Origin of the sequence: Streptomyces kebangsaanensis (assembly GCF_001906585.1) — a bacterium.
GTDB lineage: Bacteria > Actinomycetota > Actinomycetes > Streptomycetales > Streptomycetaceae > Streptomyces > Streptomyces kebangsaanensis.
In genome coordinates this window covers 1-25,805 of sequence record NZ_JUJA01000102.1, presented here as the reverse complement: position 1 = coordinate 25,805, position 25,805 = coordinate 1, and the positions used below count along the sequence as shown (strand labels likewise).

29 protein-coding genes are annotated in these 25,805 nt (G+C 69.5%); 27 read left to right on the top strand and 2 right to left on the bottom strand.

Features of this window, described 5'->3' with window-relative positions; all coding sequences use genetic code 11:
* Positions 1 to 50: 50 nt before the first annotated feature.
* Positions 51 to 1,439 carry a tetratricopeptide repeat protein gene (locus tag RH94_RS15415; RefSeq protein ID WP_199836851.1) on the bottom strand — a complete coding sequence of 463 codons (1,389 nt, stop codon included), beginning with the start codon at positions 1,437 to 1,439 and terminating at the stop codon, positions 51 to 53.
* Positions 1,440 to 1,628: 189 nt separating this feature from the next.
* Here RH94_RS15415 and RH94_RS15410 point away from each other — a divergent pair, with 189 nt between their 5' ends.
* The 21 genes from RH94_RS15410 to RH94_RS15310 all read left to right on the top strand — a co-directional run bounded on the left by RH94_RS15410 (position 1,629) and on the right by RH94_RS15310 (position 18,854).
* Entirely contained in the window at positions 1,629 to 2,120 is a 492-nt protein-coding gene (locus tag RH94_RS15410) for a DUF6415 family natural product biosynthesis protein (RefSeq protein WP_234375847.1), read from the top strand.
* Positions 2,121 to 2,352: 232 nt separating this feature from the next.
* Positions 2,353 to 4,248 (top strand): glycoside hydrolase family 15 protein, encoded by a 1,896-nt coding sequence (locus RH94_RS15405; protein ID WP_073948161.1) that lies wholly within the window; start codon positions 2,353 to 2,355, stop codon positions 4,246 to 4,248.
* Positions 4,249 to 4,274: 26 nt separating this feature from the next.
* Positions 4,275 to 5,966, top strand: coding sequence for a sensor histidine kinase (locus tag RH94_RS15400; RefSeq protein WP_073948160.1), 1,692 nt, complete (start codon positions 4,275 to 4,277; stop codon positions 5,964 to 5,966).
* A gap of 70 nt (positions 5,967 to 6,036) precedes the next feature.
* Positions 6,037 to 6,552, top strand: coding sequence for a roadblock/LC7 domain-containing protein (locus RH94_RS15395; protein ID WP_073948159.1), 516 nt, complete (start codon positions 6,037 to 6,039; stop codon positions 6,550 to 6,552).
* Positions 6,549 to 6,953, top strand: a complete 405-nt coding sequence (locus tag RH94_RS15390) for a DUF742 domain-containing protein (RefSeq protein WP_006143017.1) — start codon at positions 6,549 to 6,551, stop codon at positions 6,951 to 6,953. Before RH94_RS15395 ends, RH94_RS15390 begins: the two co-directional genes overlap by 4 nt.
* Positions 6,954 to 6,960: 7 nt before the next feature.
* Positions 6,961 to 7,593, top strand: a complete 633-nt coding sequence (locus RH94_RS15385) for a GTP-binding protein (protein WP_079189041.1) — start codon at positions 6,961 to 6,963, stop codon at positions 7,591 to 7,593.
* Entirely contained in the window at positions 7,593 to 8,234 is a 642-nt protein-coding gene (locus tag RH94_RS15380; RefSeq protein ID WP_073948158.1) for a GAF domain-containing protein, read from the top strand. The genes RH94_RS15385 and RH94_RS15380 overlap by 1 nt, the downstream gene beginning before the upstream one ends.
* Positions 8,235 to 8,321: 87 nt before the next feature.
* The gene (locus RH94_RS15375; RefSeq protein ID WP_073948157.1) at positions 8,322 to 9,575 is read left to right on the top strand and encodes an acyl-CoA dehydrogenase family protein; all 1,254 of its coding nucleotides are present in this window, start codon (positions 8,322 to 8,324) and stop codon (positions 9,573 to 9,575) included.
* Between the two features lie 128 nt (positions 9,576 to 9,703).
* Entirely contained in the window at positions 9,704 to 10,195 is a 492-nt protein-coding gene (locus RH94_RS15370) for a LuxR C-terminal-related transcriptional regulator (protein WP_234375848.1), read from the top strand.
* A 74-nt stretch (positions 10,196 to 10,269) separates the two neighbouring features.
* Positions 10,270 to 10,842, top strand: a complete 573-nt coding sequence (locus RH94_RS15365) for a carbohydrate kinase family protein (protein ID WP_073948156.1) — start codon at positions 10,270 to 10,272, stop codon at positions 10,840 to 10,842.
* Positions 10,839 to 11,414 carry a DUF6624 domain-containing protein gene (locus RH94_RS15360; RefSeq protein ID WP_073948155.1) on the top strand — a complete coding sequence of 192 codons (576 nt, stop codon included), beginning with the start codon at positions 10,839 to 10,841 and terminating at the stop codon, positions 11,412 to 11,414. The genes RH94_RS15365 and RH94_RS15360 overlap by 4 nt, the downstream gene beginning before the upstream one ends.
* Positions 11,415 to 11,487: 73 nt before the next feature.
* Positions 11,488 to 11,955: a DUF6082 family protein gene (locus RH94_RS15355; RefSeq protein ID WP_073948154.1), complete on the top strand. Its 468-nt coding sequence runs from the start codon at positions 11,488 to 11,490 to the stop codon at positions 11,953 to 11,955.
* A gap of 59 nt (positions 11,956 to 12,014) precedes the next feature.
* Entirely contained in the window at positions 12,015 to 12,425 is a 411-nt protein-coding gene (locus tag RH94_RS15350) for a 6-pyruvoyl trahydropterin synthase family protein (RefSeq protein WP_073948153.1), read from the top strand.
* Positions 12,422 to 13,165, top strand: a complete 744-nt coding sequence (locus RH94_RS15345) for a 7-carboxy-7-deazaguanine synthase QueE (RefSeq protein ID WP_073948152.1) — start codon at positions 12,422 to 12,424, stop codon at positions 13,163 to 13,165. The genes RH94_RS15350 and RH94_RS15345 overlap by 4 nt, the downstream gene beginning before the upstream one ends.
* A 56-nt stretch (positions 13,166 to 13,221) precedes the next feature.
* A complete protein-coding gene (gene folE, locus RH94_RS15340; protein ID WP_073948151.1) occupies positions 13,222 to 13,851 on the top strand; it encodes a GTP cyclohydrolase I in 630 nt (209 codons plus the stop codon).
* Positions 13,848 to 14,675, top strand: a complete 828-nt coding sequence (locus tag RH94_RS15335) for a hypothetical protein (RefSeq protein ID WP_073948170.1) — start codon at positions 13,848 to 13,850, stop codon at positions 14,673 to 14,675. The genes folE and RH94_RS15335 overlap by 4 nt, the downstream gene beginning before the upstream one ends.
* Complete coding sequence (locus RH94_RS15330) at positions 14,672 to 15,751, top strand: hypothetical protein (RefSeq protein ID WP_073948150.1); 1,080 nt, start codon at positions 14,672 to 14,674, stop codon at positions 15,749 to 15,751. The genes RH94_RS15335 and RH94_RS15330 overlap by 4 nt, the downstream gene beginning before the upstream one ends.
* Entirely contained in the window at positions 15,748 to 16,440 is a 693-nt protein-coding gene (locus RH94_RS15325) for a dTMP kinase (protein WP_073948149.1), read from the top strand. Before RH94_RS15330 ends, RH94_RS15325 begins: the two co-directional genes overlap by 4 nt.
* Before the next feature lie 36 nt (positions 16,441 to 16,476).
* Positions 16,477 to 17,406 carry a DUF2797 domain-containing protein gene (locus RH94_RS15320; protein ID WP_073948148.1) on the top strand — a complete coding sequence of 310 codons (930 nt, stop codon included), beginning with the start codon at positions 16,477 to 16,479 and terminating at the stop codon, positions 17,404 to 17,406.
* 60 nt (positions 17,407 to 17,466) lie between these two features.
* Positions 17,467 to 18,312, top strand: a complete 846-nt coding sequence (locus RH94_RS15315) for a class I SAM-dependent methyltransferase (RefSeq protein WP_073948147.1) — start codon at positions 17,467 to 17,469, stop codon at positions 18,310 to 18,312.
* Positions 18,309 to 18,854, top strand: a complete 546-nt coding sequence (locus RH94_RS15310; protein ID WP_073948146.1) for an NUDIX hydrolase — start codon at positions 18,309 to 18,311, stop codon at positions 18,852 to 18,854. Before RH94_RS15315 ends, RH94_RS15310 begins: the two co-directional genes overlap by 4 nt.
* 20 nt (positions 18,855 to 18,874) lie before the next feature.
* Here the strand turns inward: RH94_RS15310 and RH94_RS15305 are convergent, their stop codons facing one another.
* Positions 18,875 to 19,381, bottom strand: a complete 507-nt coding sequence (locus RH94_RS15305) for an NUDIX domain-containing protein (RefSeq protein ID WP_407697317.1) — start codon at positions 19,379 to 19,381, stop codon at positions 18,875 to 18,877.
* A gap of 166 nt (positions 19,382 to 19,547) precedes the next feature.
* On the opposite strand from RH94_RS15305, the gene RH94_RS15300 reads away from it, so the two are divergent.
* From RH94_RS15300 to RH94_RS15275, 6 genes are all read left to right on the top strand, one after another.
* Positions 19,548 to 20,756 carry a hypothetical protein gene (locus RH94_RS15300; protein ID WP_073948168.1) on the top strand — a complete coding sequence of 403 codons (1,209 nt, stop codon included), beginning with the start codon at positions 19,548 to 19,550 and terminating at the stop codon, positions 20,754 to 20,756.
* A 470-nt stretch (positions 20,757 to 21,226) separates the two neighbouring features.
* The gene (locus RH94_RS15295; RefSeq protein WP_061915968.1) at positions 21,227 to 21,694 is read left to right on the top strand and encodes an NUDIX domain-containing protein; all 468 of its coding nucleotides are present in this window, start codon (positions 21,227 to 21,229) and stop codon (positions 21,692 to 21,694) included.
* On the top strand, positions 21,691 to 23,682 hold the full coding sequence (locus RH94_RS15290) for an ABC transporter ATP-binding protein (protein ID WP_079189039.1): 1,992 nt from the start codon (positions 21,691 to 21,693) through the stop codon (positions 23,680 to 23,682). Before RH94_RS15295 ends, RH94_RS15290 begins: the two co-directional genes overlap by 4 nt.
* A gap of 23 nt (positions 23,683 to 23,705) precedes the next feature.
* On the top strand, positions 23,706 to 25,001 hold the full coding sequence (gene fxlM, locus RH94_RS15285; protein WP_158073053.1) for a methyltransferase, FxLD system: 1,296 nt from the start codon (positions 23,706 to 23,708) through the stop codon (positions 24,999 to 25,001).
* 78 nt (positions 25,002 to 25,079) lie between these two features.
* Positions 25,080 to 25,331: an NUDIX domain-containing protein gene (locus RH94_RS46345; protein ID WP_073948144.1), complete on the top strand. Its 252-nt coding sequence runs from the start codon at positions 25,080 to 25,082 to the stop codon at positions 25,329 to 25,331.
* Positions 25,332 to 25,359: 28 nt separating this feature from the next.
* Positions 25,360 to 25,743 carry a transposase gene (locus tag RH94_RS15275; RefSeq protein ID WP_073946048.1) on the top strand — a complete coding sequence of 128 codons (384 nt, stop codon included), beginning with the start codon at positions 25,360 to 25,362 and terminating at the stop codon, positions 25,741 to 25,743.
* Positions 25,744 to 25,805: the final 62 nt, after the last annotated feature.

The window sequence follows — 25,805 nt, the reverse complement described above, 5'->3', positions numbered from 1 at the left end:
GGGTCGCGTGTTCAGCAGCTGCCGTCAATAGCTGCGGACGTGCCCTGTGGTCAGCCTATGGCGCGCAGCATTTCCCGCGCCCGGCGGTCCAGTTCAGCGACGTGGCGGCCACCACGTTGCCGCACAGGCGAGAGGTCGCTCTGCATGCGGACGATGACGTCGCGGGCGCGGCCGGACTGGACGCCAGCCATGGCGTCCAGTGCTTGTCCCCAGGTACCACATGCCTCATCGAGGCGTCCCTGCTGGACCTGGACAGCACCGAGGTAGCCGAGGGTCACACTGTGGGTACGGGCATACTGCTGCCGCCGGCGGGTGGCGACGCTGCGCTGGAAATGCAACTCCGCGTCGAGAGGATTTCCCAGGTCCCGCAAGGCACACGCAGTCTCGTGGGCGAGGGAGGCTTCCTGGAAGAAGCTGGCGCGGTCGGGGGCGTCCTCGTTATCGGCACGTGCGAGGTCCCTCTCCGCGCGACTGATGGCCGCGAGAGTGCCGCGGCGGTCGCCGCCGGCGGCCAGGGCGCGGGCATGGACTACCGCGAGCAGGGCCTTCTCCCGCGAGCTGGCCTGGCCGTAGTGGGTGCGGGACATGGAGGCGTCGGCCAGGTCGAGCGCTCTGCGTGGGTGCCCGAGGTCGACTGCTTGATGGGCGAGGGCACGCAGGATGTGGCCGCCCAGCGGTCCGTCTGCGGCTTCGGCCGCAATGCGTGCGGCGAGGGTGAGGTAGCGCTGGGCGGTCCGATGCTCGGAGGCGTCGAAGGCCATCCAGCCGGCGAGGTAGGTCATCTCTGCCACGGCCGAGTACGTATCCCGGCGGTGCTGTTCCGTTCGGAACCTGCTGCCCAGGAGCGGCACCGCTTCGTCGCGAAGATGGCCGGCCAGGGCCGAGCGCCCCGAGGCTCCACCGCGCTGCTGGTCCCTCGCGGAGTAGAAGGTGGTCAGTTTGCGGACATCGTCGATGTCAGCCTGAGTCACCAGCCGGGAGGAGACTGCAGGGCGCGAGGCCGCCGCGGCCGGGGCGGCTGCCCACCATGGAGCGGCAGGCAGGACGAGGCCGGCGGCCGAGTACGCGGTGGTAGCCAACAGCTTGCGTCGGTGCATGTCCAGATCGTCGCTTCCCAGCTCGGCCAGCACGGTCAGAGGGTCGACGCTCCAGTCAGAACTACTGTCAGTGGATCCTGTCGGCCCATCTTCCAGTCCGAGGTCAGCGAGGGTGAGGCGTCGGCCGAGCCTGCGGGACAGCGTCTCACGCAGGATATGAGGCGCTCGTCCACTGGGCTTCGTGCCCTGGACCCACATGGCGATGTGGGAGCGGGAAATGGCCTCCAGTTCGCGTACACCGCTCTCCGCGGCAACGCGAGCGACCGCGGCGGCTGCTTGGGGCTGGGACCAGCCCGCTTCGCGCAGGAGCGCGGCAAGGGCGACGTTTCTCTCACGGGCCATGCACTGCCCCTCGGTTCCGAAATGATCTTTGACGCCTTTGACGGCCTTGAGGGCCGCGTAGGCATACCCCCTGACAGGGATTCGCGGTTCGCTCAACGTAGCCGCAGGATCACTCACCTTGCACGTCAGTTGCCTGCGGTGCACAGCGTTCCTCGATCAAGTTGGCTTGATTCACCTAGGAGTTGCGTCATGCGTCCCTCGCTGGCCCTTCGCCGGGCGTGCCAACTCAGTGATCAGGGAAGGAGAAGCCACGCCCTTGGTGAGGCCATCCTGCGACGGGACCCGGCGGCCTCGGCGACGGAAACGGTGGCGCTCGTGCTGGGCGAGGACTCGCCGTTACCCGATACTGCCGCCGATGTGGAGGACCTCGCACTGCGGCTGCGAGGACACGTCAGCCAGCTCGGAGCTCTGACGCCTTCGCAAGAGCCAGCTCTGCTCCGTGCGCAGCAGCTCTGTTCGGGCGGCCTCCCCGATGGCTACATGCCCAGCAGGGTTCATCTGGTCAGGCTGGCCGAGGCGACCCAAGACCTTATCGCTGCCGTGCAGGCCCACGACGTGGCCCCTGCGAAGTCGGTCCAGAGACGGCGCTGGTGGAAGCCGCCGATCAACGTGCTGCGCGGCGCGGTCTTCGCTCTCGCCCTCGCGTGCGTGGTTCTGGCCGCGTCGGTGCCCCGGACATGACCGCCGCCGGGGCAGTTCTGATCGCGCTGATTCTCGGTCCCATGGCGTGGCTGGCTCTTCGTGGTGAGCGAGTAACCGACCGCATTGCTCCACGGGACGTGGATCCCCGGCCGAGGCAGAACAGTCCTCCCCCGGACCGGTAACCACCGTGCCTCTCTCACCGACACTTCCCGGCCGCCCCGGCGGCCCCGAAGCCACCCCCGGGTCCACGGGGACTACGGAGACCCACACGATGAAACGCCTCCCGCGCATCGAGCAGTACGGCCTGATCGGCGACATGCAGACCAGTGCCCACGTCTGCGACGACGGTTCGATCGACTGGCTGTGCCTGCCCCGGTTCGACTCGTCGGCCGTCTTCGCCGGCCTGCTCGGCACGCACAAGCACGGCACCTGGCAGATCGCCCCGGCCGCGCCTGGCCCCTCCGGGCCCAGAGCGGTCGCCGAGCGCCGGTACCGCGGTGACACGCTCGTCCTCGAATCGATTTGGCGCACACCGGCCGGGTCGGTCCGCGTCCTGGACTTCATGCCGCCTCGCGACGGGGCACCGCAGGTGATCCGGATCGTCGAGGGTCTGGCCGGTGAGGTGGCAATGGTTTCGGCCATGCGTCCGCGGCCGGGATACGGCAGCGTCAGCCCGTGGATCCACGAGGCCGATGGGCGCATGGTCGCGGAGGCCGGCGCGGACGCACTGTGGCTCGACACCTGCGTCCCGCAGGCGGAGAAGGACGGGGTCGTCGTCAGTGCCTTTGCCATCCGCGCCGGGCAGAGCGTGGCCTTCGTGCTCAGCTGGTGCCCGTCCCACGCACCGGCTCCGGAGATCCCCGACCCGCACGCGGCGCTCACCGAGACGCTCGCCTTCTGGCAGGACTGGACGCAGCAGTGCACCTACGACGGCCCCTACCGTGAGGCCGTGGTCCGTTCCTTGATCGCACTGAAGGCACTGACCTACCACCCGAGCGGCGGGATCGTCGCCGCGCCGACCACCTCGCTGCCCGAGGAGATCGGCGGCCGACGCAATTGGGACTACCGCTTCACCTGGCTGCGCGACGCCGCTACGACCCTGGCCGCGTTACTGGAGACCGGCTACCGGCAGGAGGCGCAGGCATGGCGGCGCTGGCTTCTGCGTTCCGTGGCCGGCGCCCCAGAGAACCTGCAGATCATGTACGCGATCACCGGAGAGCGTGATCTTCGGGAACGGGAGTTGCCCTGGCTGCCCGGGTATGAGGGCTCGACGCCGGTGCGGGTCGGGAACGGGGCGGCGGACCAGCTCCAGCTCGACGTGTACGGCGAGGTGATCGAGACCCTGTACCTCGCGCACGAGAGCGGTGTGGCCCACTGTGCCGACACCGCGGTGCTGCACCAGCGGCTCGTCGAGCACCTGGCACAGCGCTGGCGGGAGCCCGACGAGGGGATCTGGGAGATCCGCGGGGCACGCCAGCACTTCGTCCACTCCAAGGTGATGGCCTGGGTGGCGATCGACCGCACCATCCGCCTGGCCGAAGCCGGCGCGCTCGACATCGACCTGGGCCGCCTGACCGAGCTGCGGGCAACCATCCACCACGAGGTCTGCACCAGGGGCTTCGATCCGGTGCGCAACACCTTTACCCAGTCCTACGGTTCCAAGGAACTCGACGCCGCCACGCTGCTGATCCCCCGCGTTGGCTTCCTACCGCCGAACGACCCGCGCGTCATCGGCACCGTGGACGCAGTGCGCCGTGAACTCTCCACGTCTGACGGGCTTGTGCGCCGCTACCCGACCATCGGCGACCACACCGGGGTGGACGGCCTGAGCGGAGACGAGGGCACATTCGTCCTCTGCTCCTTCTGGCTCGTAGACGCCCTGGCCCTGACCGGCCGCCTCGACGAGGCCCACGCCCTGTTCGAACGCCTCCTCGCACTGCGCAACGACCTCGGCCTCCTGGCCGAGGAGTACGACCCCGTCCAGCAGCGCCAGCTCGGCAACTTCCCGCAGGCATTCAGCCACATGGGCCTGATCCAGAGCGCCCGGCTGCTTCAACTCCTGGCGACGCAGTCCTCCCACCGCGGCGCGGTCGCGTTTCCGTCGCCCCGCTCGACCGCACGCAGCACACACAAGACCTGCGCAGACCTGACGCTGCAGCACGCCTAGCCACCCCCACCCTGACGAGGATTCCCATGCCTGACAGCGCCTTTTCGGCACGGCCGGCCGCCACCGGCCACCGCCGACGGCGGCCTCCGATCAACGCGTTCACCCTGCACCGTGTCCACCGCGCCGTCGCACTGCCCCTAGTGCTCCTTGCCGCCCTGCTGGGTGCCGCCTTCACCCTCTGGTCGGTGTCCGCGGTGGGCCCCGGCTGGCTCCTGGCCGGCCTGATCTGCGGACTCGCGGGCGTCGCCACGATGGCGGCTCGCGGAGCGCGAACGGCTGCAGGAGCCATACAGGCAGCGGCGGAGGAGGCCCGGGCAACGGCACTGGCAGCAATCGCAGGGGCAGCCGCGGCCATCGAGAAGTCGGTGCAGTGGTCGGCGGACGAGCTGTGCCGCGGGGGACGCCCGCCGCTGCCGGACCTGCAGGCGCCACCTGCCAGCCCTGACGCCGAGATTGACAAGGCGTTGAGTGCTCTCCAAGTGCGGGCCGTCGCGTCGCTGATACGGGTGCACGACGAGTCCCAGTCCGTCGTACTCCTGGAAGTGCTGCGTCGCCTGGCCATGCGCGAGCACGCGCTGGTCGGCAAGGCGCTTGAGGCACTGAGCCAGCTGGAGATGCTGACCGACGACCCGGAGCTGCTCGCCAAGATCTTCGAGATCGATCACCTCGTGACGCGGATGCGTCGCCAGGTCGAGAGCACGGCGGTGCTGGGCGGGCAGTCTCTGCGCAGCGCGCGTCGGCCCGTTCCCGTCAAGAGCGTGCTGCGCGGCGCCGTCTCCGAGGTCGTGCAGTATCCGCGGGTGGCGGTTGCGGCGGGGTCCGTGGGCGCGGAGCTGGGCCTTCCCGGCCATATGGGTCCGGACCTGACGCACCTGCTGGCTGAGCTGATCGAGAACGCCTGTGAGTGTTCCGATCCGGCTACGAAGGTGATGGTGCGTGCGCAGCGGGTGGCGAACGGGTTGGCGGTCGAGGTCGAGGACCGGGCCATCCCCATGCATCCGCAGACGCGGGCGCAGATGAACCACCTGCTCCAGGCCCCCGAAGAGGTCGACGTCAGCGGCCAGGTGCGAGCGGGGCAGCTCGGCTTGCTGGTCGCCGCGAAGATCGCCCAGTCGCACGGGCTGTCCGTTCTCCTGCAGGAGAACGTGACGGGAGGCACCACCGCCCTGGTGGTCATCCCGGCACGGCTCCTAGGGCGTGTTGCGAAAGTCCCGCCTGCGCCGCGACGCCTGGCACGGCGCCTCGCCGCGTTGTCGGGATCGTCCGCGTACGCCCAGTACGCGGACGACCCTCCGCCTTGCGATGCACCGCACCAGACGCCGCGGCGCCCGCCCTCCGGGCGGACGGCGCTACTTTCGAAACACGCCCTAGTAGCGATTCCCTCCGTCGACGATGCGAGCGCGCTGCCCCAGGACGCCCGCCCCTTGGCGCCGCAACCGCAGCCGGTTGCCGCGACTCCAGCCACTCCGAGGCCGGGGCAGGTCCCACACCCCGGTACCGCAGGGGCTCCGGAACCCGCACGGGCAGGTCACTCTGCTGATGCGCCCGCCCTTCCCACGCGTAGACGCCAGGCCGGCACCTTCCATCCGCCACACGAGCGGGAGCAAGCCCCCGTGATCGCGGCGACGCCAGCGCTCGCAGCCGCCTTCCGCACCGGCATCCAGGCCGGCGGGCAAGCCGGTTCTCCCACCGCTTCGACAGAGCACCCCAGGACCTGAACCTCGTCCCTCCACGTTCCCGGTGGCCGTTACATCCGCTGGCCCTTCCCCCCTTTCTGGAGCGATCCCTATGAGTACCCACCCCGCGATGAACAACGTGACCGGCGACGCACCCGTAACCGAGACAACGGCAAGCGGACAGCGGGACAACATGGCGTGGCTGCTGCGGCAGTTCGCCTCCGACACGACGGGCGTCACGCACGCCGTCCTGCTCTCGCGGGACGGACTGCGGCTGCTGGACAGCGACGTCGACAAGGACTGGGCGGACGAACTGTCGGCCGCCATCAGCGGAGTGGCCTCACTCGCGGCGAACATCACCGGTCCCACCCACAAGAAGAGGCCGGCGAGGCAGGTCGTCATCGAGCGAGACGACTGTCTGATCTTCGTCCAGAGTTCCGGTCGCAGCGCGGCCTTCGAGGGCCATCCCGGCAACGAACGGGGAGTGGTGGACACGGTCCTCGCGGTGATCGCGACCATGGACGCCGATGCCGGCACCGTCGGGTTCGAGATGGGGCGCCTGGTGCAGAAGTTCGCCCCCTACATGCAGATCCCCGTGCGCGTCGGCACGGGTGATGAGGTCCGGTGACCGCACACGGGAGCGCGGCCGAGGATTCGACATTCGTGCGGACCTACACCCTGACGCGCGGTCGCACCCGGCCACGGCATCTGCTCGGCCTGGACACGGTGCTGGACGCCGGACCCGGGCGGCCCGGCCCGGGCCAGGCCGAAGAATGCGCAGAGATCCTCGCCCTGTGCCGGGAGCACCGGCGTTCGGTGACCGAGCTGGCGGGCCGACTCGGCCGTCCCGTAACCGCCGTCAAGATCCTCATCTCCGACCTCCTGGACGCCGACGCCCTGGTCGTCCCCGTCACCGCCTATGCCGCGTCCGACGCGCATGCACGTCCCTCTGCACAACTGCTGGCGGCCCTATCTGCGGGCCTGAAGAGGAAGTGGCCCGATGCCATCGCCTACCCCCAGGCCGGGTGACCCGGCCGTGGTGCTGCGGCCGTCGTCGCGCCCGCGTACCGGTGCACCGACCGTGCTTAAGGTCGTGATCGCTGGCGGTTTCGGCGCGGGCAAGACCACCGCCGTGGGTGCCGTCAGTGAGATCACGCCGCTGAGCACGGAGGAGTACCTGACCGAGGCGAGCGCGGACGTGGACAGCCTGGCGGGCGTCGAGGCCAAGCAGACCACCACGGTCGCCTTCGACTTCGGTCGCCTCAACCTGCCCGACGCGCCCGTGCCCCTGGAATTGTTCCTGTTCGGCACGCCCGGCCAGGACCGGTTCGTCGACCTCTGGTACGACCTCTGTCGCGGAGCCGTCGGCGCGGTCGTCCTGGTCGACACCCGACGCCTGGAAAGCAGCTTCACCCCCGTCGGTTTCTTCGAGGACATCGGCCTGCCCTTCGTCGTCGCGGTGAACCAGTTCGACGGAGCACATCGTTACCACCCCGATGAGGTCCGCACCGCCCTCGAACTGCCCGCCTCTGTGCCGGTGGTCACCTGCGACGCCCGCGATCCGAACCACGTCGCTGGCGTTCTGCTGACCCTCGTTGGTCACGCCTTGAAGAGCGCATCGGCAAGCCCCGCTCGCCCCGCATCCACTACCACTTTTCAGGACGCCTGATGTCGTATCAGCCCAACGACCCCTACCGCGCGCGGCAGACCGCCCCCCTCACGCAGTCGCTGCCGCGACGTACCATGCGGGACGTCACCCACGGGCCATCCCTCCCCGCCGGCGCCGCCGTCCCCGTCCCGCAGGCCCAGCAGGCGACCGAGCTGGCGCAGCGGTACGAGCTGCTGGATCGCCTAGGCGTGCCCACCGCTGCCAGCGAGGACTTCGACGAACTGGCCCGCGACATGGCAACACAAGCCGGGTTCCTGTACGGCTTCGTCAACCTCTTCCTGGAGGAGCAGACCTTCGTCGGGCTGCACCAGCCGTCCGCGGACAGCGGGTACGTCATCGTCGGCCGCACCATGAGCCGCGACCACGGCTGGTGCCCGGAGGTCATGGCCCGCAAGAAGGCCCTTCCGCTGCACGACGTGCACGCCAGCCCGCGCTTCAGCGGCAACCCCGTGGTCGACGCGGTCGGGATCCGCTCCTACTTCGGTGCCCCGCTCATCCACGACAGCGGCACCGTGCTGGGCACGGTGTGCGTCATCGACCCCGAGAAGCGGCCCCTGAGCGAGGCCCGACGGCTGAGAGACATCGTCATCAACGCAGGCGTCCGGGTGATGGACCACATCGCCCGCGCGCCCGTCCGCTAGTCCGTTGCACGACCCCCTACCCGGGAGCCGCAGGCGATCCCCGGCCGCTCCACCGTGCGACCTTCATCCAGGGAGAGGGAGAGGACCATGCCCGCCACACCCACCACGCCGCCGCCGGCGCTGCGCCCCTATCTCAACGCCCGCCACGAACTGCTGTGGGACGAGGCGGACGCCTTCGCGGCCGAGCACATCGCGCCGCGCGCCGCACGCATGGAGGCCGCCCCCGGCAGGGTGGAGCGCAAGGTCGCCGACCTGATGGCCGCACGACGCTGGTTCGCCGTCAGCGTCCCGTCCTCCTTCGGCGGGCTGGACGCCGGACACGTGGCCAAGACAATCCTCGTCCACCGCATTGCCCGCGTCTCGGCGGCTGCGGCGGCCATCCTCCAGGCCACGCTGATCCCCGTCGGCGCCCTGCTGCACTTCGCCACCTACGAGCAGAAGGGCCGCTGGCTGCCCCGCGTAGCGGACGGTTCACTGCTCTTATCGATCGCCGTGACCGAACCGCGAGCCGGCGGACACATCGGCGGCATCGAGACCATCGCCGAGCACGTCGGCAACGAATGGGTGATCACCGGCAGCAAAATCCACATCGGGAATAGCCACCTCGCGGGAGCCCACCTCGTGGTCGCCCGGACCGCCAAGGCAGGCGTGAGCACCTCCCAGGCGCTGACCGCGTTCATGGTCGAATCCAAGCGCCGAGGGCTCTCAGTCGCCGACCACCGTCCCGGCCTCGGCCTGCACGGCTTCTCCGCCGGCCGCCTCGACCTCGATCATGTCCGTATCCCCGAGGAAAACGTGGTCGGAGAGATCGGCCAGGGGCTGGGCGTAGCGCAGAGCAGCAGCATCCTGTACGGCCGTCCCAACCTGGCCGCAGTCAGCCTGGGAATACACGAGGCAGTCGTGGCCACCTCGACCGCTTACCTCAAGACGCGCTCCCGCTACCGGGGCGCCCTCTCCGATCTGCCGGTTCTGCGGGACCGCATCGGTGACATGGAGGCCCGCCTGCGCGTCGGGCGAATCCTGGCCTATCAGTCCGTGCACCTCCTCGACCAGGGCCTGCCCTGCGACACCGACCTGATCAACGCCAAGTACCTCGGCCACCAGTGGGCGATGCAGTCAACCCAGGACGCCATGGAGCTGCACGGCGCCCATGCCCTCAACGGCGACTACATCCTCCAGCGCCTGTGGCGCGACATCCAGTTCACCTACCCACCGGCCGGAACCGGCGAAGTCCAGCGCATACGCCTCGCCGACGCCGCCTTCGACGAGGCCCACATCCAGTGGTCAGAACGTCTCGCCGCCGAAGCGGCGTGGGCCCGCCCCGACCCGACAGCCGCATGAGCCCCCGTGTGCGGCGCCCCGTGAATCCAGACCGCCGCGCACGGGCCCGTGTCGCCGGCCCCCGTCCCCCGCGGGGTCCGGCGACACCCCACCCGATATCCCTCAACCCAGCCGCGAAAGAGACACCCGTGACCCCGCGCATGATGACCAGCGCACCGATCACCCCCCTGACCCCGACCCAGCAGCGCGTCGCCCAGCACCTCGTGGACGGCCTCGGCCCTCAAGAGATCGCCGCGAGGACCGGGCTGTCGGCCGTTACCGTCCGCCAGTACGTACGCGACATCCGGGAGAGCCTCCACTGCCCGCCCCGCTGCAAGCCCCCGGTGATCGTGCACTTCCTGTGCAACGCCCGGCAGGTCGCTCCGCCCACAACGGACAGGCCAATGCCGGAACTCAGTCCAGAGCAGCAACTGTTGCTGCGGGCGGTCGCTGAGCACAGCAATCCCAGCGGCATTGCTGCCATAGCCAAGATCGCGCCCGCCGACGTGCGAGCCGCACATGACGAACTGCTCGACAAGACCGGGGCGGCCAACACCACCCAACTTGTCGCCTGGGCCCACGCGTGGGGCCTGTTGGGCGCCAGGCGGGCCACCACGATGGAGAGCGGAGCGAGCCAGTGAATGCCTCACCCGCTTCTGCGGCCATCGAGTCCTCCCCCGCGCCTCGAGGCCAGTGCGCGAAAGGGTTACCGGCCGTGTACGAGATGCGGTCGTTGCGCACCGACGCCGAACGGGACGAGGCCGCGGCCCTCGTCCAGGACCGTCAGCGCTGGCTCGCCATGCGCGGGGTGCCTACACCGGCCCGGTCCGATATCCCGGCCCTGTTCCGCGCCCCGCAGGTGAAACCGGCTGGACTGTTCGAGGACGGGCTGCTGCTGGCCTGCATGATCCCGCAACGCGGGCCCGACCTCGGATGGGGCGAAGGCCCGTGCCTCTTCCTGGACTGCGTCCACACCCTGCCCGGTCACTCCGATGACACCGTCCGGCTGATCACTCTGTGGGCCTCCGACTTCGCCGCCCGGCTTGAGGTACCGCTTGTGCGGGCCGAGGCCATGGCCCGCCATCCTCTCGACGTCGATCCGATCGCCACATTCCTTCGTCGGCTCACCGACATGGGCTGGGACGTCCGTGGATCGGGCACCGGACAGCACCATGAGCGAGTCGCGCGCCTCGAACTCACCGCTGAGCTTCGGCCTGGGCTGAGCGCGCTCATCGGCTGCCAGGTCCACGAGCCGCAGTCCGCCGCCGACCAGCGGAGTATCGCGTGAGGACCGCGGAACCGCTGCGGCCGGACCTCGCCCGCGAACTCATCGCCCGCGCCGCACAGTCGGCAGCACGCCGGGCCAGACGCGTACGCAACCAGCTCGACGCCGTCCACCTCGGCCAGGACCGTCACGCTGAGCACGCCGACACCAAAGTGCTGCGCCGCATCCTGGCCGAACATGACTGGCCCAGCCACCGTCTCGTGGGCCCCGACGCAGCACGTGCCGCCTGGAGCATCGCTCTTCACGCCGACGACGAACCCGACTTCCAGCGGGCGGCCACCACCCTTTTGAAACGTGCGGTCCAGGACGGCGATGCGCGCATCCAGCACTGGGCCCACCTTCACGACCGCGCCCTGGTCAACAGCGGGCGCCCCCAAGAGTTCGGGACGCAACTCGTCCTCAGCGCAGCAGGGGTGGAGCTGTGCCCACTGCGTGCGCCGCAGTTGCTGGACCAGCGAAGGGCCGCCGTCGGACTGCCGCCGATCGCCGTCGCTTTGGACACTGTGCGCCGCCGGTACGCCCTGGATCGCATTGTCGGCGGCTCACCGGCCGTCGTGCTAGCGGGGGTCGCATGACGCAGCGAGCCCCGCAGGCTTCCACAGACCCGCCCTCGCCCCAGATCACTTTGCGTGAAAGGACCGTTAAAGCATGAAGCTCACCACCGCCGTCCTCGCTGCCGGCGCCGCGGTTTCCCTCGCCACCGTCGTGGTCGGAGCCGCCCGGCTGAGGCAGGACGCGCGGCACCAGGCCGAACGAAATGAGGCGACCGTTGCGCGCAACCAACTCGACTGGCTGACGCAGATGTCCGCCAACCCTGACCTCGCCAAGCTCTGGACGCCCGAGGACCTGGACGTCGAGGAGTACATGCAGCTGCTGAAGGCCAACCAGCTCATCTGCATGCTCAGCCTGCGCGACCGCCTCGGCTTCGTCCGGGAGGGGCGTCTGCCGTTCTACGCCTCGAAGCTGATGGAGAGGGACGTCTGCCGGCGGTACTGGGCCCGTTTCGGGGGCCTCCGCGCTCAGGAGGCCGAGGGCGATGAGCGCGCCGAGCACTTCACCAAGGTGCTGGACAAGGCCGCGAAGAACCACCTGGGGGCACAGCCCGTAGCCGCCTGAAGAGGCGGCTGCCCCACCCCGCCCGAATCAGCCACACCCTCACCTCTCGGAGAAATCGAATGGGCTTCACTGCTGTTCCACTACCGCCCGGCATTTTCACCATCGGTAAGAAGTTCGCCTTCGAGGCTGGCCATCGGCTTCCCCGGCTGCCGCATGAGCACAAGTGCTCCCGCCAGCACGGGCACAGCTACGAGGTTGAGGTCATCCTCACTGCATCCGCGCTGGAGGATCCCGGCTTTGTCACGGACTTCGGTGCGCTCGCCCCGTTCAAGTCGTTCCTGGACACCGAGCTCGACCACCACAACTTGCACGAGATCCTGCCCTTCGAGCCCACCTCGGAGCGCCTGGCCCAGTTCCTGGCCGGCTGGTTCGTTCAGAACCTCCAATCGGAGATCCCCGGCCGCCTTGTCGCCGTCCTGGTCCGCGAGACCGCAAGCAGCTGGGCCCGCTTCGATGTGGTGGGCCAATGACCACAACCAAGCGGCTCAACCTCGAACCGGAAGTTGCCGAAGGCGAATCCCTGATCGTCGCGGAGTGCTTCGGTACCGAGGTGCCGACGTTTCAGGGCGAGGGCCCAAGCTGCGGACACCCGGCCCTGTTCATCCGCCTGTCCCGGTGCAACCTCACTTGCACGAGATGCGACACGAAGTACACCTGGGACTGGTCTCGGTTCGACCCGCACGAGGAGTCGACGAGGCAATCCGTCGCGGGCCTGGTGGCCTGGGCCACGTCTTCACCGGTCGAGCTGGTCGTGATCACCGGCGGCGAGCCGTTGATCCAGCAGGCGCGACTGGTGCCTCTCGTCCGGGGACTGATAGCAGCCGGCAAGCGGATCGAGTGCGAGACGAACGGCACCATCGCGCCCACTCCCGAGCTGGTGGCCGACGGGGTCCGGTTCAACGTCTCGCCCAAGCTTGCCAGCTTCGGCGTGAAGGAGACCAAGAGCATCGTGCCAGCCGCGCTGGAGGCGTTTGTGGCCTCCGGGCGGGCGGCGTTCAAGTTCGTCGCTTCCACGGTGGACGACCTCGACCGGATCGCCGAGCTGGCCGACGCCCACCGGCTCGCGCCGGTGTGGGTCATGCCGGAGGGCACCACCCCCGAGGTGATCACCGCGACTACCCGGGTCCTCGCGGACGGGGTCGCGGCCCGGCACTGGCACTTCACCACGCGCCTTCACGTGTTGGCCTTCGCGGACGCCCGAGGCCGCTGACCGCACGCGACTCCACGCCCTATCCGTTCTCCAGTCCCCGGAAACGAGAGCTGCCCATGACGACCTCTATCGCCAGCCCTGCGGCGGCGCCGACCGCTGCCGTCGCCGGGCCCGCTACGGTCATCGACACCGGCCGGGTCGCCGGCCTGATCCACCAGCTCTTGGTCGAGCTGGGCGAGAACCCCGCCCGCGATGGGCTGACCGGCACCCCGGACCGCGTCGCGGCCTGGTGGAGAGCCTTCCTGTCCCCGGACGGCGCCGAAACGGCCACCTGCTTCACCGAGTCCCAGCTGGGTGGTCAGCTGGTCATCGTGGGCGGCATGAGCGTGTGGTCGCTCTGCGAACACCACATGCTGCCCATGAACTTGCAGGTCACGGCTGGATACGTGCCGGATGGCGAGGTGGTGGGCCTTTCGAAGTTCGGGCGGATCGCCCAGCACTTCGCCAGCCGACTGCAGGTCCAGGAACGCTTCACCCGCCAGGTCGCCGAATACCTCAACGGCGTGATCGGACACGAGAACATCGCCGTCGCCGTACGCGGCGTGCACCTGTGCATGAGCATGCGGGGCGTACGGATGGAGGAGGCTCGCACCACCACGGTGCACTCGGGCGGGCGCTTCGGCACCGACCCCGTCCTTTCCCAGCAGTTCCTCACCCTCACCACCGGCCTGTGGGGGGCGTCGTGATCACCACCGCGGGCATCGACTTCTCCGTCATCGCTCCGCCTGCCTACCTGAAGAACTTCGTCGCCCAGGAGCCGGCCCGCGTCCACCACGTGGCCGCCCAACACGTGCTGTCCGACGAGAGCTACCGGGCCTTCTTCGCTCACGAGGCCGAGCGCGGCGCCGAGATCATCATCGACAACGGGCTCTTCGACCTCGGCTACGCCCTGCCGGCGGAAAGCCTCGTCGAAGCCGCGCTGGCGGTATCCGCGAGGGAGATCATCCTGCCGGACGTCATGCGGGACGGGGCCGCGACCTTGAAGGCGAGCGAGAAGGCCGCGCGAGAGATCCGGGAGCTGTCCGGCGACGCATTCCGGCTGTGCGCGGTCCTGCACGCCGCTGACGACGACGAGTGGCTGCGCACCTACGACGCCTTCGTGACCAGCGGCTGGGCCGGGGCCATCGCCCTGCCGGCCTCGCGTCGACCGGATCCCGACGAGCAACTGTGCCGCACCCGCTGGTTGGCGACCGCCTACCTGCAGGATCGCGGCCTGGTCGACAATCTGCTCATCTACCGGCTGCTCGGTCTGGGCCGGACCGGGCACCTGGAGCTGATCGAGCAGCGCGAGCACGAGTGGATCTCCTCCGTGGACGGCGCAGCCCCGGTCATCCTCGGCGCGATGGGCGTCGCCCTGCTGCCCGAAGGGCCATACGAGAAGCCCTCCACGCCCCGCATCGAGAAGCTCGGCCCGATCCCCGAAGACCGGTTCGATCTCATCCGGAAGAACATCTCCGTCGTTCGCGCGGCGGCCGGCAGCACCGTGACGATAGCCGAGGAGCACCGATGACGCCCTTACTCGCCGACCGGACCCCCGGACTCCTGCGCGCCGCCCCGATCGAGCCGGCCGGGCACACTATGACCCACGCGAGGCTGCTGCGCTACCTGGAGATCAAGGTCCACCACCTCATCCAGGACCAGGACTGGGACAGCATCCGCGTCATCGGCGGCTACGACCGCACGGCGGTGGTCTCCCGGTACGAGAAGACCGGGAAGCTGTTCAACATCGAACGGCCCACCGCAGAGATCCACGGCCGTGACCTCATCGTCAAGGCGTTCCCCGGAGCCGATTACGTCCAGCACTACGCCCTGATCATCGCCACGTATCTGGCCATGACCGGCCGCCCCGTCGGCACCGTCACCTATCAGCCGCCCGAGCAGGAGGAGTGCCGAACGGCGCTCGACGCGCTCGACCTGGAACTGGACGGCGACCTGGTGATCGTCGGCTGGGGCCTTCAGTACCTCGCTCCCGAGAACGGAGTGTGGACCCGCGGACCCGGCTACGCCTGGCAGCGCCTCGACGTCGCCGGCCGTCGCGTGGTCTACCTCGGGTTCCTCCACAGCATCTGGGGAGACGTGGCCGGACGGGTCGTCACGCGCCTTGCCGAACTCGGCGCAGGCGACGTCGTCTACGTCGGCAAGGTCGGCTCGCTGACCCCCGGCGTCGAACCGAACGCCTGGCTGGCGACCGGCAACACCAGCCTGGTACGCGGGGCGATGGTGAGCTGGGACGACTTCTTCGGCGACTACGCCGCCGCCCACGATGGGGTGCGCAGCGGCCTGCACGTGTCCTCCCCGTCGATCCTGCTGGAGAACCGCGACTGGCTGGCCCAGCACACCGCCTCGTACGCCTTCGTCGACCCGGAGATCGGCCCCATGGGGGCGGCGGCGCGCCAGGCGGGGATCAGATTCGGTTACCTCCAAGTCATTTCCAACAACCTCGCCACGCACTATCCCGCCGACCTGTCCAATGAGCGTCACAGCGACGTCCTGCGCCAGCGCGCCGTCCTGGTGGACCGCATCCGCACCATCATCACCGGCCGCCTGACCGCCAGCCCGACCCACCCCCTGGGAGAATCCCGATGACGGCGAACGCGCCGACCACCACCGCAGCCGGGAAGCTGATCACCTTCGTCGGTGGTGACGGGGCCGGCAAGTCCACCCTCGCCGCCCGCCTGCACCAGGCCCTCAACGACGCCGGCCACACGGCAGTCCTCATCGGCAAGCACAGCACCGACGTCCGCCGGGACCCGGAGCTGTCCGCCTACCTCGACCGCCTCAACGAGCTGGTCTACCGGCGCGACGCCGGCGTCGCCCAGGCATGCGGCGACCACTACTGGCTGCTTGCCCTGGCCTCCTGGTACACCCTGCAGGACCGGCTCGTCATCCAGCCGGCCCTCGCCGCGGGAACCGACGTGATCCTCGACAACGCGCACCACAAGATCCTCGCTCGGTACGCGGTCAACCCCGAGGTCTCCCCCCGCCTGTGCGAGCAGGTCTTCGCGCATCTCACAAAGCCGGACCTGGTGTTCTTCCTGAACATCGGTGCTCGCGAGGCTCTCGTCCGCAAAGGCTCGTTCACTTCCCTGGAGGCCGGCCACGCCGGCGGCGGTGACGAGGACTTCATCCGCTACCAGGACACCGTCCTGGACCAGATGCGCGAACAGGCGGAGCGCGGCGCCTGGCTGACGCTGGACGTCGCCCAGTTGGACCGCGACCAGGTCTTCAAGGCCGCCGCCGCTGCCCTGGCCGACCGTCTGCGCCTGACCGTCTAAACCGGCCCTCCCTCCCCGATCGACAAGGAACGCACCATGGACCAGGCCCTGCCCGTCAGCGGGACATACGTCTGTCACGGCATCACCTGGGCGAGCGCAGACCCCCGTCTTCTGCTCGCCCCCGTGACCGGCGGACCGCTCGTCTACGCCCCGGTCATGGGCAGGCGCCTGAGTTACCAGGTGAGCGGTACCGGCCGGTGGTGCATCGGCAGGTACCGGTTCGCCGACCGCGTCCGCGTCGAGGCGGTCGCCTGCCCTGACCGGGCCCCGGCCGAGGTCGGCGGACAGTGCCCGGCCTGCGCCGGGCGGGACGACTTCCGCTTCGCCCACCGGTTCCACTCCGGCGGGCATGTTCCCGACTCCCTGGCGGCGTACATGGCCCAGCCGCACTGGCTGTACCTGGCGACGTTCGCCGACGGCACCACCAAGATCGGCACCGCGGCCGAACCCCGTAAGCGCTCCCGCCTCGACGAACAGGGTGCCCTGATCGCTACCTACCTCGCCCGGAGTGCTGACGGCCGCGCTGTGCGGTTCCTGGAGGATGCCCTCACCCGCCAACTCGGCCTCACGCAGACCGTGCGAGCCGCGGCCAAGCTGACGGCCCTGGCCGAGCTGCGCGACCTCGCCCCGGCCGACGCCGCCCACCATCAGCACCTCGACCGCGCCACCGCGGCCCTGAGCGGCCTGAACGTCCCGGCCACACCGGAGCCGTGGACGCCGCCCGGCGAAGGCGAACTGCTGCGGACGCCGGAGACCGGGCGCGCCTTGTACCCGCACGACCCACGCTCCGGTGAGCACGGACTGACGGTGCTCTCCTGCCTCGGCTCCCAGGTCCTCGCCACCCTCGACGGCGACGGTGAACAACTGCCCTACCTGCTCGACCTCGGCACCCTCAAGGGCCGGCGCATCGTCCTCGGCGCACAGTTCTCCTCACCGCCCGCCGCCGTACAGTCCGCGCTCTTTTGACCCTGCCCGAACACCCGGCCTGCACTGCCGGGCCGCTCTGAGAAGCGAGGCCACAGCAACATGGCACCCCAGGACGCCATCCTCGGCTGGGACGAGGACAGCAACGCCGAGGCATACAACGCCTTCACCCGCGCCCATCCCATGTACGACGCGACCAGCCGCGACCTTGCCCGTCGAGGCCATCTGGCCAACGCCAGCCTGGTGGTCGACCTGTGCGGCGGCGCCGGCGCGACCGCCCGCGCGATCCTCGACCTGATCCCGGCCTGCGCTCGGGTCGTCTCCGTCGACAACGCCGCCGCGATGCAGCGTGTCGGTCGCCGCACCCTGACCGACGCCCGCCTGACCTGGATCACCTCCCCGGCCGAACGGCTCGCCGACCACCTGCACGCCAGCAGCGCCGACGCCGTAGTGTGCAACTCCGCGATCTGGAAGACCGACACCGCCGCAGTGTTCGCAGCCGTCGCCCACATCCTGCGCCCAGGCGGGCACTTCGTCTTCAACATCGGCGGCGGCTTCGCCGGCGTCCGGCACCCCGACGAACTGTCAACCCGCACCGGGCCTTCCCTGAACGCCCTCATCCGCCAAGTCGCCGCTGAGGCCCACGGATACACCCCACCGCCGCGCGACGCGGACAGGCCGCCGAAGCTGCCGCTGAAAACAGTCACCGAGCAGCTGACCGCAGCCGGACTGACGGTCGTCGGCACAGAGCTCACCGCCCAGCACAGCACCATGGCCGAGAAGAAGGCGTGGCTGTCCATCCCCGTCTTCGCGCGGCCCGAAGGCGACTTCACCCACGCCCAGCGGATGCAGATCCTCGACACCGCCTACGCCATGACCACCCCCGATGCCCCGGCCGTGACGAGCTGGCTCGTCGTCGTCGCCCAACGGCCAAAGGCCGCCGCATGACTCCGGCCGCCCCGGCTCCCGGCGGCGGGGCCCGCCTCTGTGACCACGCAAGCGTCGGGGTACTGATCTCCTCACCGAGCGGCCTGCTGGTGTTCGAGCGGGCGATTCCTCCGGCCGGAATCGCCCCGGTCGCCGGTCACGTCGACGAGCATGGCGGCCCCGAGCAGGCCGCGCGCGACGAAGTCACCGAAGAGGTCGGTCTTACCGTCACCCACCTGCACCTGCTGCTGGACCAGTGGCGGCCCAACCACTGCCACCGCACGCCCAGCGGTCCGGTCGGCCACCACTGGTGGATCTTCCAGGCCGAGGTTTCCGGGTCGCTGTGGCCCTCGCCCCGGGAGGTCCGCGCCCCTCGGTGGATCCACCCGGCCCAGCTGCAGCAGCACGCGCTGCGGACCACCGCGCACGCCAACGTGTACCTGGACCGTGAGGAGTTCGAGCGCGAACCCGGCCTGGAGCCGGTGTGGTGCCGCTTCCTACACGACCTTGAGCTCGTCAGCCTGCCCTCGGCCGACCTCGACCGGATCGAGGCCCTCCTGTGAACGGCGGCCAAGGGCCTACCTCAGCGGGAGCCGACCGCCCGGCCGGCTGCCAGACAGCGAGCGTGCGCACGGATCCGCTCGCGGTCCTCGGGGAAGACGCTGTCCCAGCCTGTATCCAGACGGAACCATGCCGCCGGCTGGTTCTGCTCCCCGGCGAGCGGCACGTCGCGTCCCACGATCGCGGCGTAGGACAGGCCCAGCGTCGGAGACCAGTCGGCCCGGTAGGAACGCACCGCCACGGCAGCGGGCTCGGGCAGCAACTCGGTGCGCAGGCCGGTCTCCTCCAGCAGCTCTCGTGCCGCCGCCGCACGCGGCGCCTCGCCCGGCTCCACCTTGCCACCGGGCGGCACCCATCCGCGCACGCGGTGCTTGACCAGCAGGACGTGCTCGAAAGCAGGGTCGGTGACCCACACCTCGGCCGCCAGCGGCTCCATGGGATGTCGGCGGGCTTCCTCCAGCCAGGCCCGTGCACCGTCGAACTCCCACGCGGCGAGGCGGGCATCCGCAACAGCCTCGTCCAAGATCACCTGACCGACTTCACCATGACTCACCCGCCCCACCCTAGGCCGACGAACCGGCCGGACGTCGCAGCGACGAGCAGGCAGCCATCCGGGCATGTCCGGCCGGCCCGGTGGCCCCTTCGGGCTGCAGGGCGATCACCCGTGGCACCCGCTTCACACGAAGGAGACCAGCGTGCCCGATGAGCAGCCCTCGGACCGGGGAGCCTGGGTCGTCCTCGGCGGCGTCCACCTCCTAAACCGCACCGCGCCACGGCGACCAGACGAGCCGATCGTGCTCGTACGGGTGCCACCGCAGGAGGTATGCCGGCCGGCCACCACCGTGATCGTCCGCTGGAACGCGCTGGGGCCCTGCCCGGCCGAAGCGCTGCACCCCGGCGGCACCCGGCTCGGGGCGGCCAGGATCGACGGCGGCGAACTGTTCCCCGACGCCATCGCCGGTCCCGCCCTGCGCGGCCTGGTCGGTACCGAGCACGCCCCCGGCCTGGTGCCGCTGTGCTACCTGGCTGAACATCCCGGCGGCGGCTACCACGCGTACGCGCAGATCCGCTTCCATCCCGAGGATGCCTGCTTCGTCCGCACCACCCGGAAACCAGTCGGCCACGGCCCGGTCGAGGAACTGCGCTGGTTCGACCCCGTGCTGACGGCGCACGCGGAGTCGAGTACGGCGCTTAACAACCATCTGCGGTACTTCCGCAAGCACTTCTCCGGCACTGAGCTGGAGTTCAAGTACACCCTTGCCCCGGCACCGGACATCTGGTCCGCGTCCATGGAACTGCTCAAGGCACTGCGCGACGGCAAGCTGGAAGGCTGCCGTCCGGAGTACCGGGAAGAGTTCCAGATCCACCACACCGAGAACCATCTGTTCGACGTCACCGGCCCCGAGCCCGAGATCGGCTACGCCTCCTTCATCCCCACCGTCACCGCCGGGCACGTGCTCAAGCGAAAGTGGTTCACCGAGGACGCCTTCGCCCGCCGCGAGGAACTCACCCCTGGCCTCGACATCACCCCCGACCGCTTCGAGACGTTCCTGCGCGAAGACTTGAACCTCCAGGTCCGGGCCATGCCGCCCTTCCAGCGCGTCCGCTACGACATCCAGTGCGAGTCGCTGCGCACCGGACACGTCTACGGCATCTTCCTCGACCGCTGCGCACTCCTGGCGGCCCCCGACGTGGTGCTCTCCCAGTGCGAGCTGGAGTACCTCCGCTCACGCAGCATCCTCGACCACGACCAGGACGAGATCCTCATCGAGATGAACCGGATCGACAGCTGGCTCTGCGAGTACCTCGCCAGTCACGGTTGGGCCGCCGAGCACACCTTCTACTCCAAGCGCAGCTTCCTTCGCGACGCCATCTCCCTCCGCCCGGACCTCGCCACGCGATGACTGACCAAGCGCCCCCCGGCAATCCCCCGCAGGAGGTACCGCAACCCACATGAGTGATCGAACACTGCATCACAACCCGCACCACCCGACCACACAAGGAGAGAGCCTGGTATTCGAAATCACGTTCTAGATTTCGCCCCCCTCCACCCGTTACGGCTACAGCAGGGCCGCCGTTACCCGATCACCTGTCCGCATCTCGCCCCGAGGAGTCCCCATGCATCCCGTACGCCGCCCTGGACTCGTTCATCCTGCGTTCGAAAATGCCGCTACCTCCTCGGGCGCCAGCCTTCGCCTCACCTCCGGTCGCGCAGCTCTGCTCGCCGACGGGTCACGGCCGGATACGAGGTACCTGGCATGACGCAACCCACACCTCTCCCGTCCTCCGTCCTCACCTATAGCTTTCGGTACGACGGTGCCCTCGTGACCAATGGTCGGCACACCGTAGAGCGCCTGGTACAGGAGGGCCGCCCGTGAGCGACTCGCCTCACCAGCTGATCGCCGACGTGGCGCAGGTCCTGCTCCGTACGAACGGCGCCGCCCTGTGCGTACGCCGCGCACTGGACGCCGCCCTCGCACCGGGACAGCTCACTGTCGTGGGCGGCCACCTGGAAGTCGGTGAACCACTCGACCATGCTGCGCGACGCGAGGCCATGGAGGAGGTGGGGGTCCTTATCACTGCTGAGCAGCAGGAGTTCTGCGGGCTAATCCACCATCACGACTCCGACGGTGGCCTGGACCGGATCACCGCCGTGTTCGTGGCACAGTCCTGGACGGGTGAGCCGTACAACGCCGAGCCACACAAGCACGAAGGGCTCTTCTGGGTGCCGATGGAACGACCGTCGCCGGACTGTCACCCCTACACCGCCACCATCTTCCACATGCTCACACACGGCCCGTCCTACCGGGCCATCAACTGGCCTGCGGGAGGCGCCCGGTGAAGAGATTCTTCGGCCCGGTCACGATGGCCGATCCTCAGGTCTCCGACGCCGAACACGAGCTGTTCGGCGGCCCCCTGCGCTACGACATGGGCTGGTCCCAGCACGAGCACGCGACCTTGGACCTGACCATGATGTCCGCGCTGCGCTCCATGCCCACACTCGTCGGCGCAACCCTGCGCATGGCGTGGCAGGCCGACCGGCGTGCTCTGCTCTCGGTCGGGGTCAGCGAGATCGGCCAAGGCATCGCCGCAGCCGCCGGCCTGCTCGCCGTCAACGCCGTCATGCACGCTCTGCTCGCCGGCAACGGCAGCGCTGCCGAGCGGCTGCACGCCCTGTTACCCGGCCTGTTGGCCGCCGCCGCTATCGGCGTCATCAACTCCGCCCTGTCCGCCTGGTCCACCTCCCGCGCAGGGCGGCTGGAGCCGAAGGTCGAGCGGATCGCGACCACGCAGTACCTGGCCGCCGCAGCCAGCGTCGAACTGGAAGCCATCGACGATCCCGACTTCCGGCGGCTCGTGGACATCGCCCAGCATGGCCCGGGTTCGGCCCGCCGCATGATCAGCGCCTGCGTAGCCGCGCTGAACGGCCTCATCTCGCTGATCACCACCGCCGGCGTCCTCGCCGTACTCCACCCCGTACTGCTGCCCATGCTGATCCTCATCGCCGCCCCTCGCGGCTGGGGCGCCATGCGCGTGGCCCAGGAACGATACGTGTCGGTGATGAGCTGGATCGAGCACGTGCGGGCCAGCCGCCTGATCGGCAACCTACTCACCGAACGCACCGCCGCCCAGGAAGTGCGCCTCCACGCCGTCGGCGACTTCCTCCTGAGCCGCTACGAGCAGATGGCCGAGAGCGCCGAGGCCGAACAGGAACGCCTCGCCTCCAACAAGGCCCTGACCGAGTGGGTCGCCTCCGCGCTGTCCGGTCTGGCGATGGCGGCGACCTACGGGGCCATGTTCTGGCTGATCATGGCCGGGCACATGAGCCTCGCCGTCGCCGGGACCGCCGTCATCGCGGTACGCACCGGCTCGGCGAGCCTGGGAGCGCTGGTCATGAACATCAACCAACTCCACGAGGAGAGCCTCTACGTCCGCGACCACGGCCGCTTCCTCGCCCAGGCCGCTCAGCGGACGCTGCCCGCCGGCGGTGCGCCCGTACCGGAACGCGTCAGGGAAATCGTTCTGGACCAGGTCACCTACCGCTACCCTGACCGGGACACCGCCGCCCTGGACAGCGTGTCACTGACCCTGCCTATGGGATCGGTCACCGCCGTGGTGGGTGAGAACGGCTCCGGCAAGAGCACCCTGATGAAGATCCTCTCGGGCATGCTGCTTCCCGAGGCCGGCACCCTGCGCTGGGGCGACGCGGACCTCACCGGTCTCGACCGCGCCCAGGTCTTCGAGCGCGTCTCCCTGCTCACCCAAGACTTCCAGCGCTGGCCCGTGACCGCCGCGATGAACATCCGCCTCGGCCGCCCCGACCACCCCGCTACAGACCAGGACCTCAAGCCCTCGGTCGACTACGCCGTTGCCGGCCCCGTCATCGCCAAACTCCCCGACGGGCTGCGCAGTCTGCTGGCCCGCATGTTCCGCGGCGCCATCGAACTGTCCGGCGGCGAATGGCAGAAAGTCGGCCTGGCCCGCACGCACTGGCGCAGTTCAACATCACAGGCAGACGGCGTCCTCATCGTCGACGAACCGACTTCCGCCCTCGACCCCGAAGCCGAAATCGAAGCCTTCGACCGCATCCGCCGCCTCGCCGCACCGAACCGAGCCGTTGTCCTGGTCACCCACCGCATGTCCGGCGTCCGCCACGCCGACCACATCTACGTCCTCAACAACGGACACCTCGCCGAGCACGGCACCCACGACGAACTCATCGCCGCCCGCGGTCGGTACGCCGCCATGTTCGACGCCCAGGCCGCCCAGTACGCCCCGATCGCGACCATCCCGAACCCTGCAACGCCCACCGTCTCGGACCAGGTATGACCCGCACGACCGAAAGGCCCGCCGTGACCACACGCCCCACCACAGACCTCGACGAAGCCACCGCTCTGCGCCACCAACTGGCCGACGAACTCGCCGCCGCCGGACACATCCGCACCCCCGCGGTCGACCGCGCCCTGCGCACCGTGCCCCGGCACGCCTTCGCCCCCGAAACGCCCCTCCATGCTGCGTACGCCAACGAGATCATCGCCACCCGCCACAGCGACGACGGCACCGTCATCAGCTCCATCTCCGCGCCCTGGCTGCAGGCCGACATGCTCGAAGCCGCCCGCATCCAGCCCGGCCACCACGCTTTGGAGATCGGCTCCGGCGGCTACAACGCTGCTCTCATCGCCGAACTCGCCGGCCCGACCGGCCACGTCACCACCCTCGACATCGACCCAGCCGTCACCGACCGGGCCACCCGCTTCCTGACTCAGGCCGGATACGGCCGCATCCGCGTGGTCACCGCGGACGCCGAGCACCTGCCTGCCGAGGTGGTGCCGGACAGCGGATTCGACGCCATCGTGGTCACCGTCGACACCTGGGATCTGCCCTGGATCGACGCCCTGGCCGAGGGCGGCCGTCTCGTCGCACCGGTGCGTCTGCACGGGTACCACTGGGCCATCAGCTTCACCAAGCACGACGGGGCCTTGCACAGCGACGAGCCGCTCATCGTCTGCGGCTTTGTCGCCATGCAGGGCGACGGCGCCTGGCACAGGAATCGCCGCACCGTCCCAGGCACCGGCGTCCACCTGTCCTGGGAAGACGGCAACCCGTTGCCCGTCGACGAACTCGCCCCAGCCCTCACCTGCGAGCCGACCGTGACGTACACCCACGTCACCGTAGGCGGCCAGGAACCCTTCGACGCCCTCACCCTCTACCTCGCCGGGGCCCTGCCGGGCTTTTGCCGCCTCTCGGCCGACTCCGACGGCGACAACGGGGTCCTGAACCCGCCGCCCAAGCACTGGCCCGGCGCCGCGATCGTCCGCGGCAACTCCCTCGCGCGACTGGCCACCGAGCGCATCGGCGACGGAGACGACGGCAAGGGCCTGTACGAGTTCGTTGTCCATGGCCACGGCACCCGAGGACACCTCGCTGCACAGGAGATGGCCGAGCAGGTCCGGCACTGGCAGCACAACCACCGCGGCGCCCTCTGCCCCCGCATCACCGCACGACCGGCCGCCAGTTGCACCCCGCCGACCAGAGACCACGAACCGCACGTATTTGCCAAGAAGCACACCCGCATCACCGTGGACTGGCCGATCGTTCCCGGCCGCGCTGCACTGCTCACCGTCCGAGGGAGCTGCAGCGCCGGATGAACGGCCGTACCTCCTGATCACCGCTCCCGGCCCGTGCCGAACCCATGCCCGCCCCACCGATAAGGAAGGCACCGCCAAGTGACCACTCCCGTCTCAGGTTCGGATGATGTCGCACCGCGTGCCGCCCTGTCCGCAGGGCAGCACGCCGTCCCCCGGCACACGGTGTGGGTCGGCGCCGCCGCGCTCGTCACTGACCAAGTCGGCCGCGTCCTGCTCGTTCACCCCACCTACCGCGAGGACGACCGGTGGCTGCTGCCCGGAGGAGTCGTCGAACCCGGCCCCTCTCTGTCAGTCTTGGGTGAGACGCCCCGCTTAGTCGGGTTAGCCTGAGAGGGCACGACAGGAGAACCACCCCCTCATGACCAGCACCAACCCCGCCGAGTCCGACCCGGCCCCCAGGCCGAAGCGCCGTTCCTTCAGTCCGGAGTACAAGCTGCGCATCGTGGCCGAGTACGACGCCGCACCCAAGAACGAGAAGGGCGCTGTCCTGCGCCGCGAGCGCCTTTACCACTCGCACGTCAAGGAATGGCGGGCCGCGCGGGATGCCGGGGCATTGGAGAAGCTGGTCGACCAGCGCACCAGCCCGGCCCGGCCTAAGAAGTCGGCCGCAGAGACGGAAAACGAGAAGCTGCGCCGCCAGGTGGAACGGCTGGAGAAGGAACTGGCCCGGAACAAAGCCGCGTTGGAGGTCATGGGAAAAGCTTCCGCGCTCTTGGAAATGATCTCCGAGGGCGCGGACTGAGGACCGCAGCCGACCCGGTGGTCGATGACGCGTTCGCCGGCATCGAGGGCAAGTTGGGCATC

Coding starts and splice junctions, on each gene's coding strand:
- RH94_RS15415 (WP_199836851.1), bottom strand. CDS start 1,439: ATGGCCCGTGAGAGAAACGTCGCCCTTGCCGCGCTCCTGCGCGAAGCG.
- RH94_RS15410 (WP_234375847.1), top strand. CDS start 1,629: ATGCGTCCCTCGCTGGCCCTTCGCCGGGCGTGCCAACTCAGTGATCAG.
- RH94_RS15405 (WP_073948161.1), top strand. CDS start 2,353: ATGAAACGCCTCCCGCGCATCGAGCAGTACGGCCTGATCGGCGACATG.
- RH94_RS15400 (WP_073948160.1), top strand. CDS start 4,275: ATGCCTGACAGCGCCTTTTCGGCACGGCCGGCCGCCACCGGCCACCGC.
- RH94_RS15395 (WP_073948159.1), top strand. CDS start 6,037: ATGAGTACCCACCCCGCGATGAACAACGTGACCGGCGACGCACCCGTA.
- RH94_RS15380 (WP_073948158.1), top strand. CDS start 7,593: ATGTCGTATCAGCCCAACGACCCCTACCGCGCGCGGCAGACCGCCCCC.
- RH94_RS15375 (WP_073948157.1), top strand. CDS start 8,322: ATGCCCGCCACACCCACCACGCCGCCGCCGGCGCTGCGCCCCTATCTC.
- RH94_RS15355 (WP_073948154.1), top strand. CDS start 11,488: ATGAAGCTCACCACCGCCGTCCTCGCTGCCGGCGCCGCGGTTTCCCTC.
- RH94_RS15350 (WP_073948153.1), top strand. CDS start 12,015: ATGGGCTTCACTGCTGTTCCACTACCGCCCGGCATTTTCACCATCGGT.
- RH94_RS15345 (WP_073948152.1), top strand. CDS start 12,422: ATGACCACAACCAAGCGGCTCAACCTCGAACCGGAAGTTGCCGAAGGC.
- folE (WP_073948151.1), top strand. CDS start 13,222: ATGACGACCTCTATCGCCAGCCCTGCGGCGGCGCCGACCGCTGCCGTC.
- RH94_RS15330 (WP_073948150.1), top strand. CDS start 14,672: ATGACGCCCTTACTCGCCGACCGGACCCCCGGACTCCTGCGCGCCGCC.
- RH94_RS15325 (WP_073948149.1), top strand. CDS start 15,748: ATGACGGCGAACGCGCCGACCACCACCGCAGCCGGGAAGCTGATCACC.
- RH94_RS15320 (WP_073948148.1), top strand. CDS start 16,477: ATGGACCAGGCCCTGCCCGTCAGCGGGACATACGTCTGTCACGGCATC.
- RH94_RS15315 (WP_073948147.1), top strand. CDS start 17,467: ATGGCACCCCAGGACGCCATCCTCGGCTGGGACGAGGACAGCAACGCC.
- RH94_RS15310 (WP_073948146.1), top strand. CDS start 18,309: ATGACTCCGGCCGCCCCGGCTCCCGGCGGCGGGGCCCGCCTCTGTGAC.
- RH94_RS15275 (WP_073946048.1), top strand. CDS start 25,360: ATGACCAGCACCAACCCCGCCGAGTCCGACCCGGCCCCCAGGCCGAAG.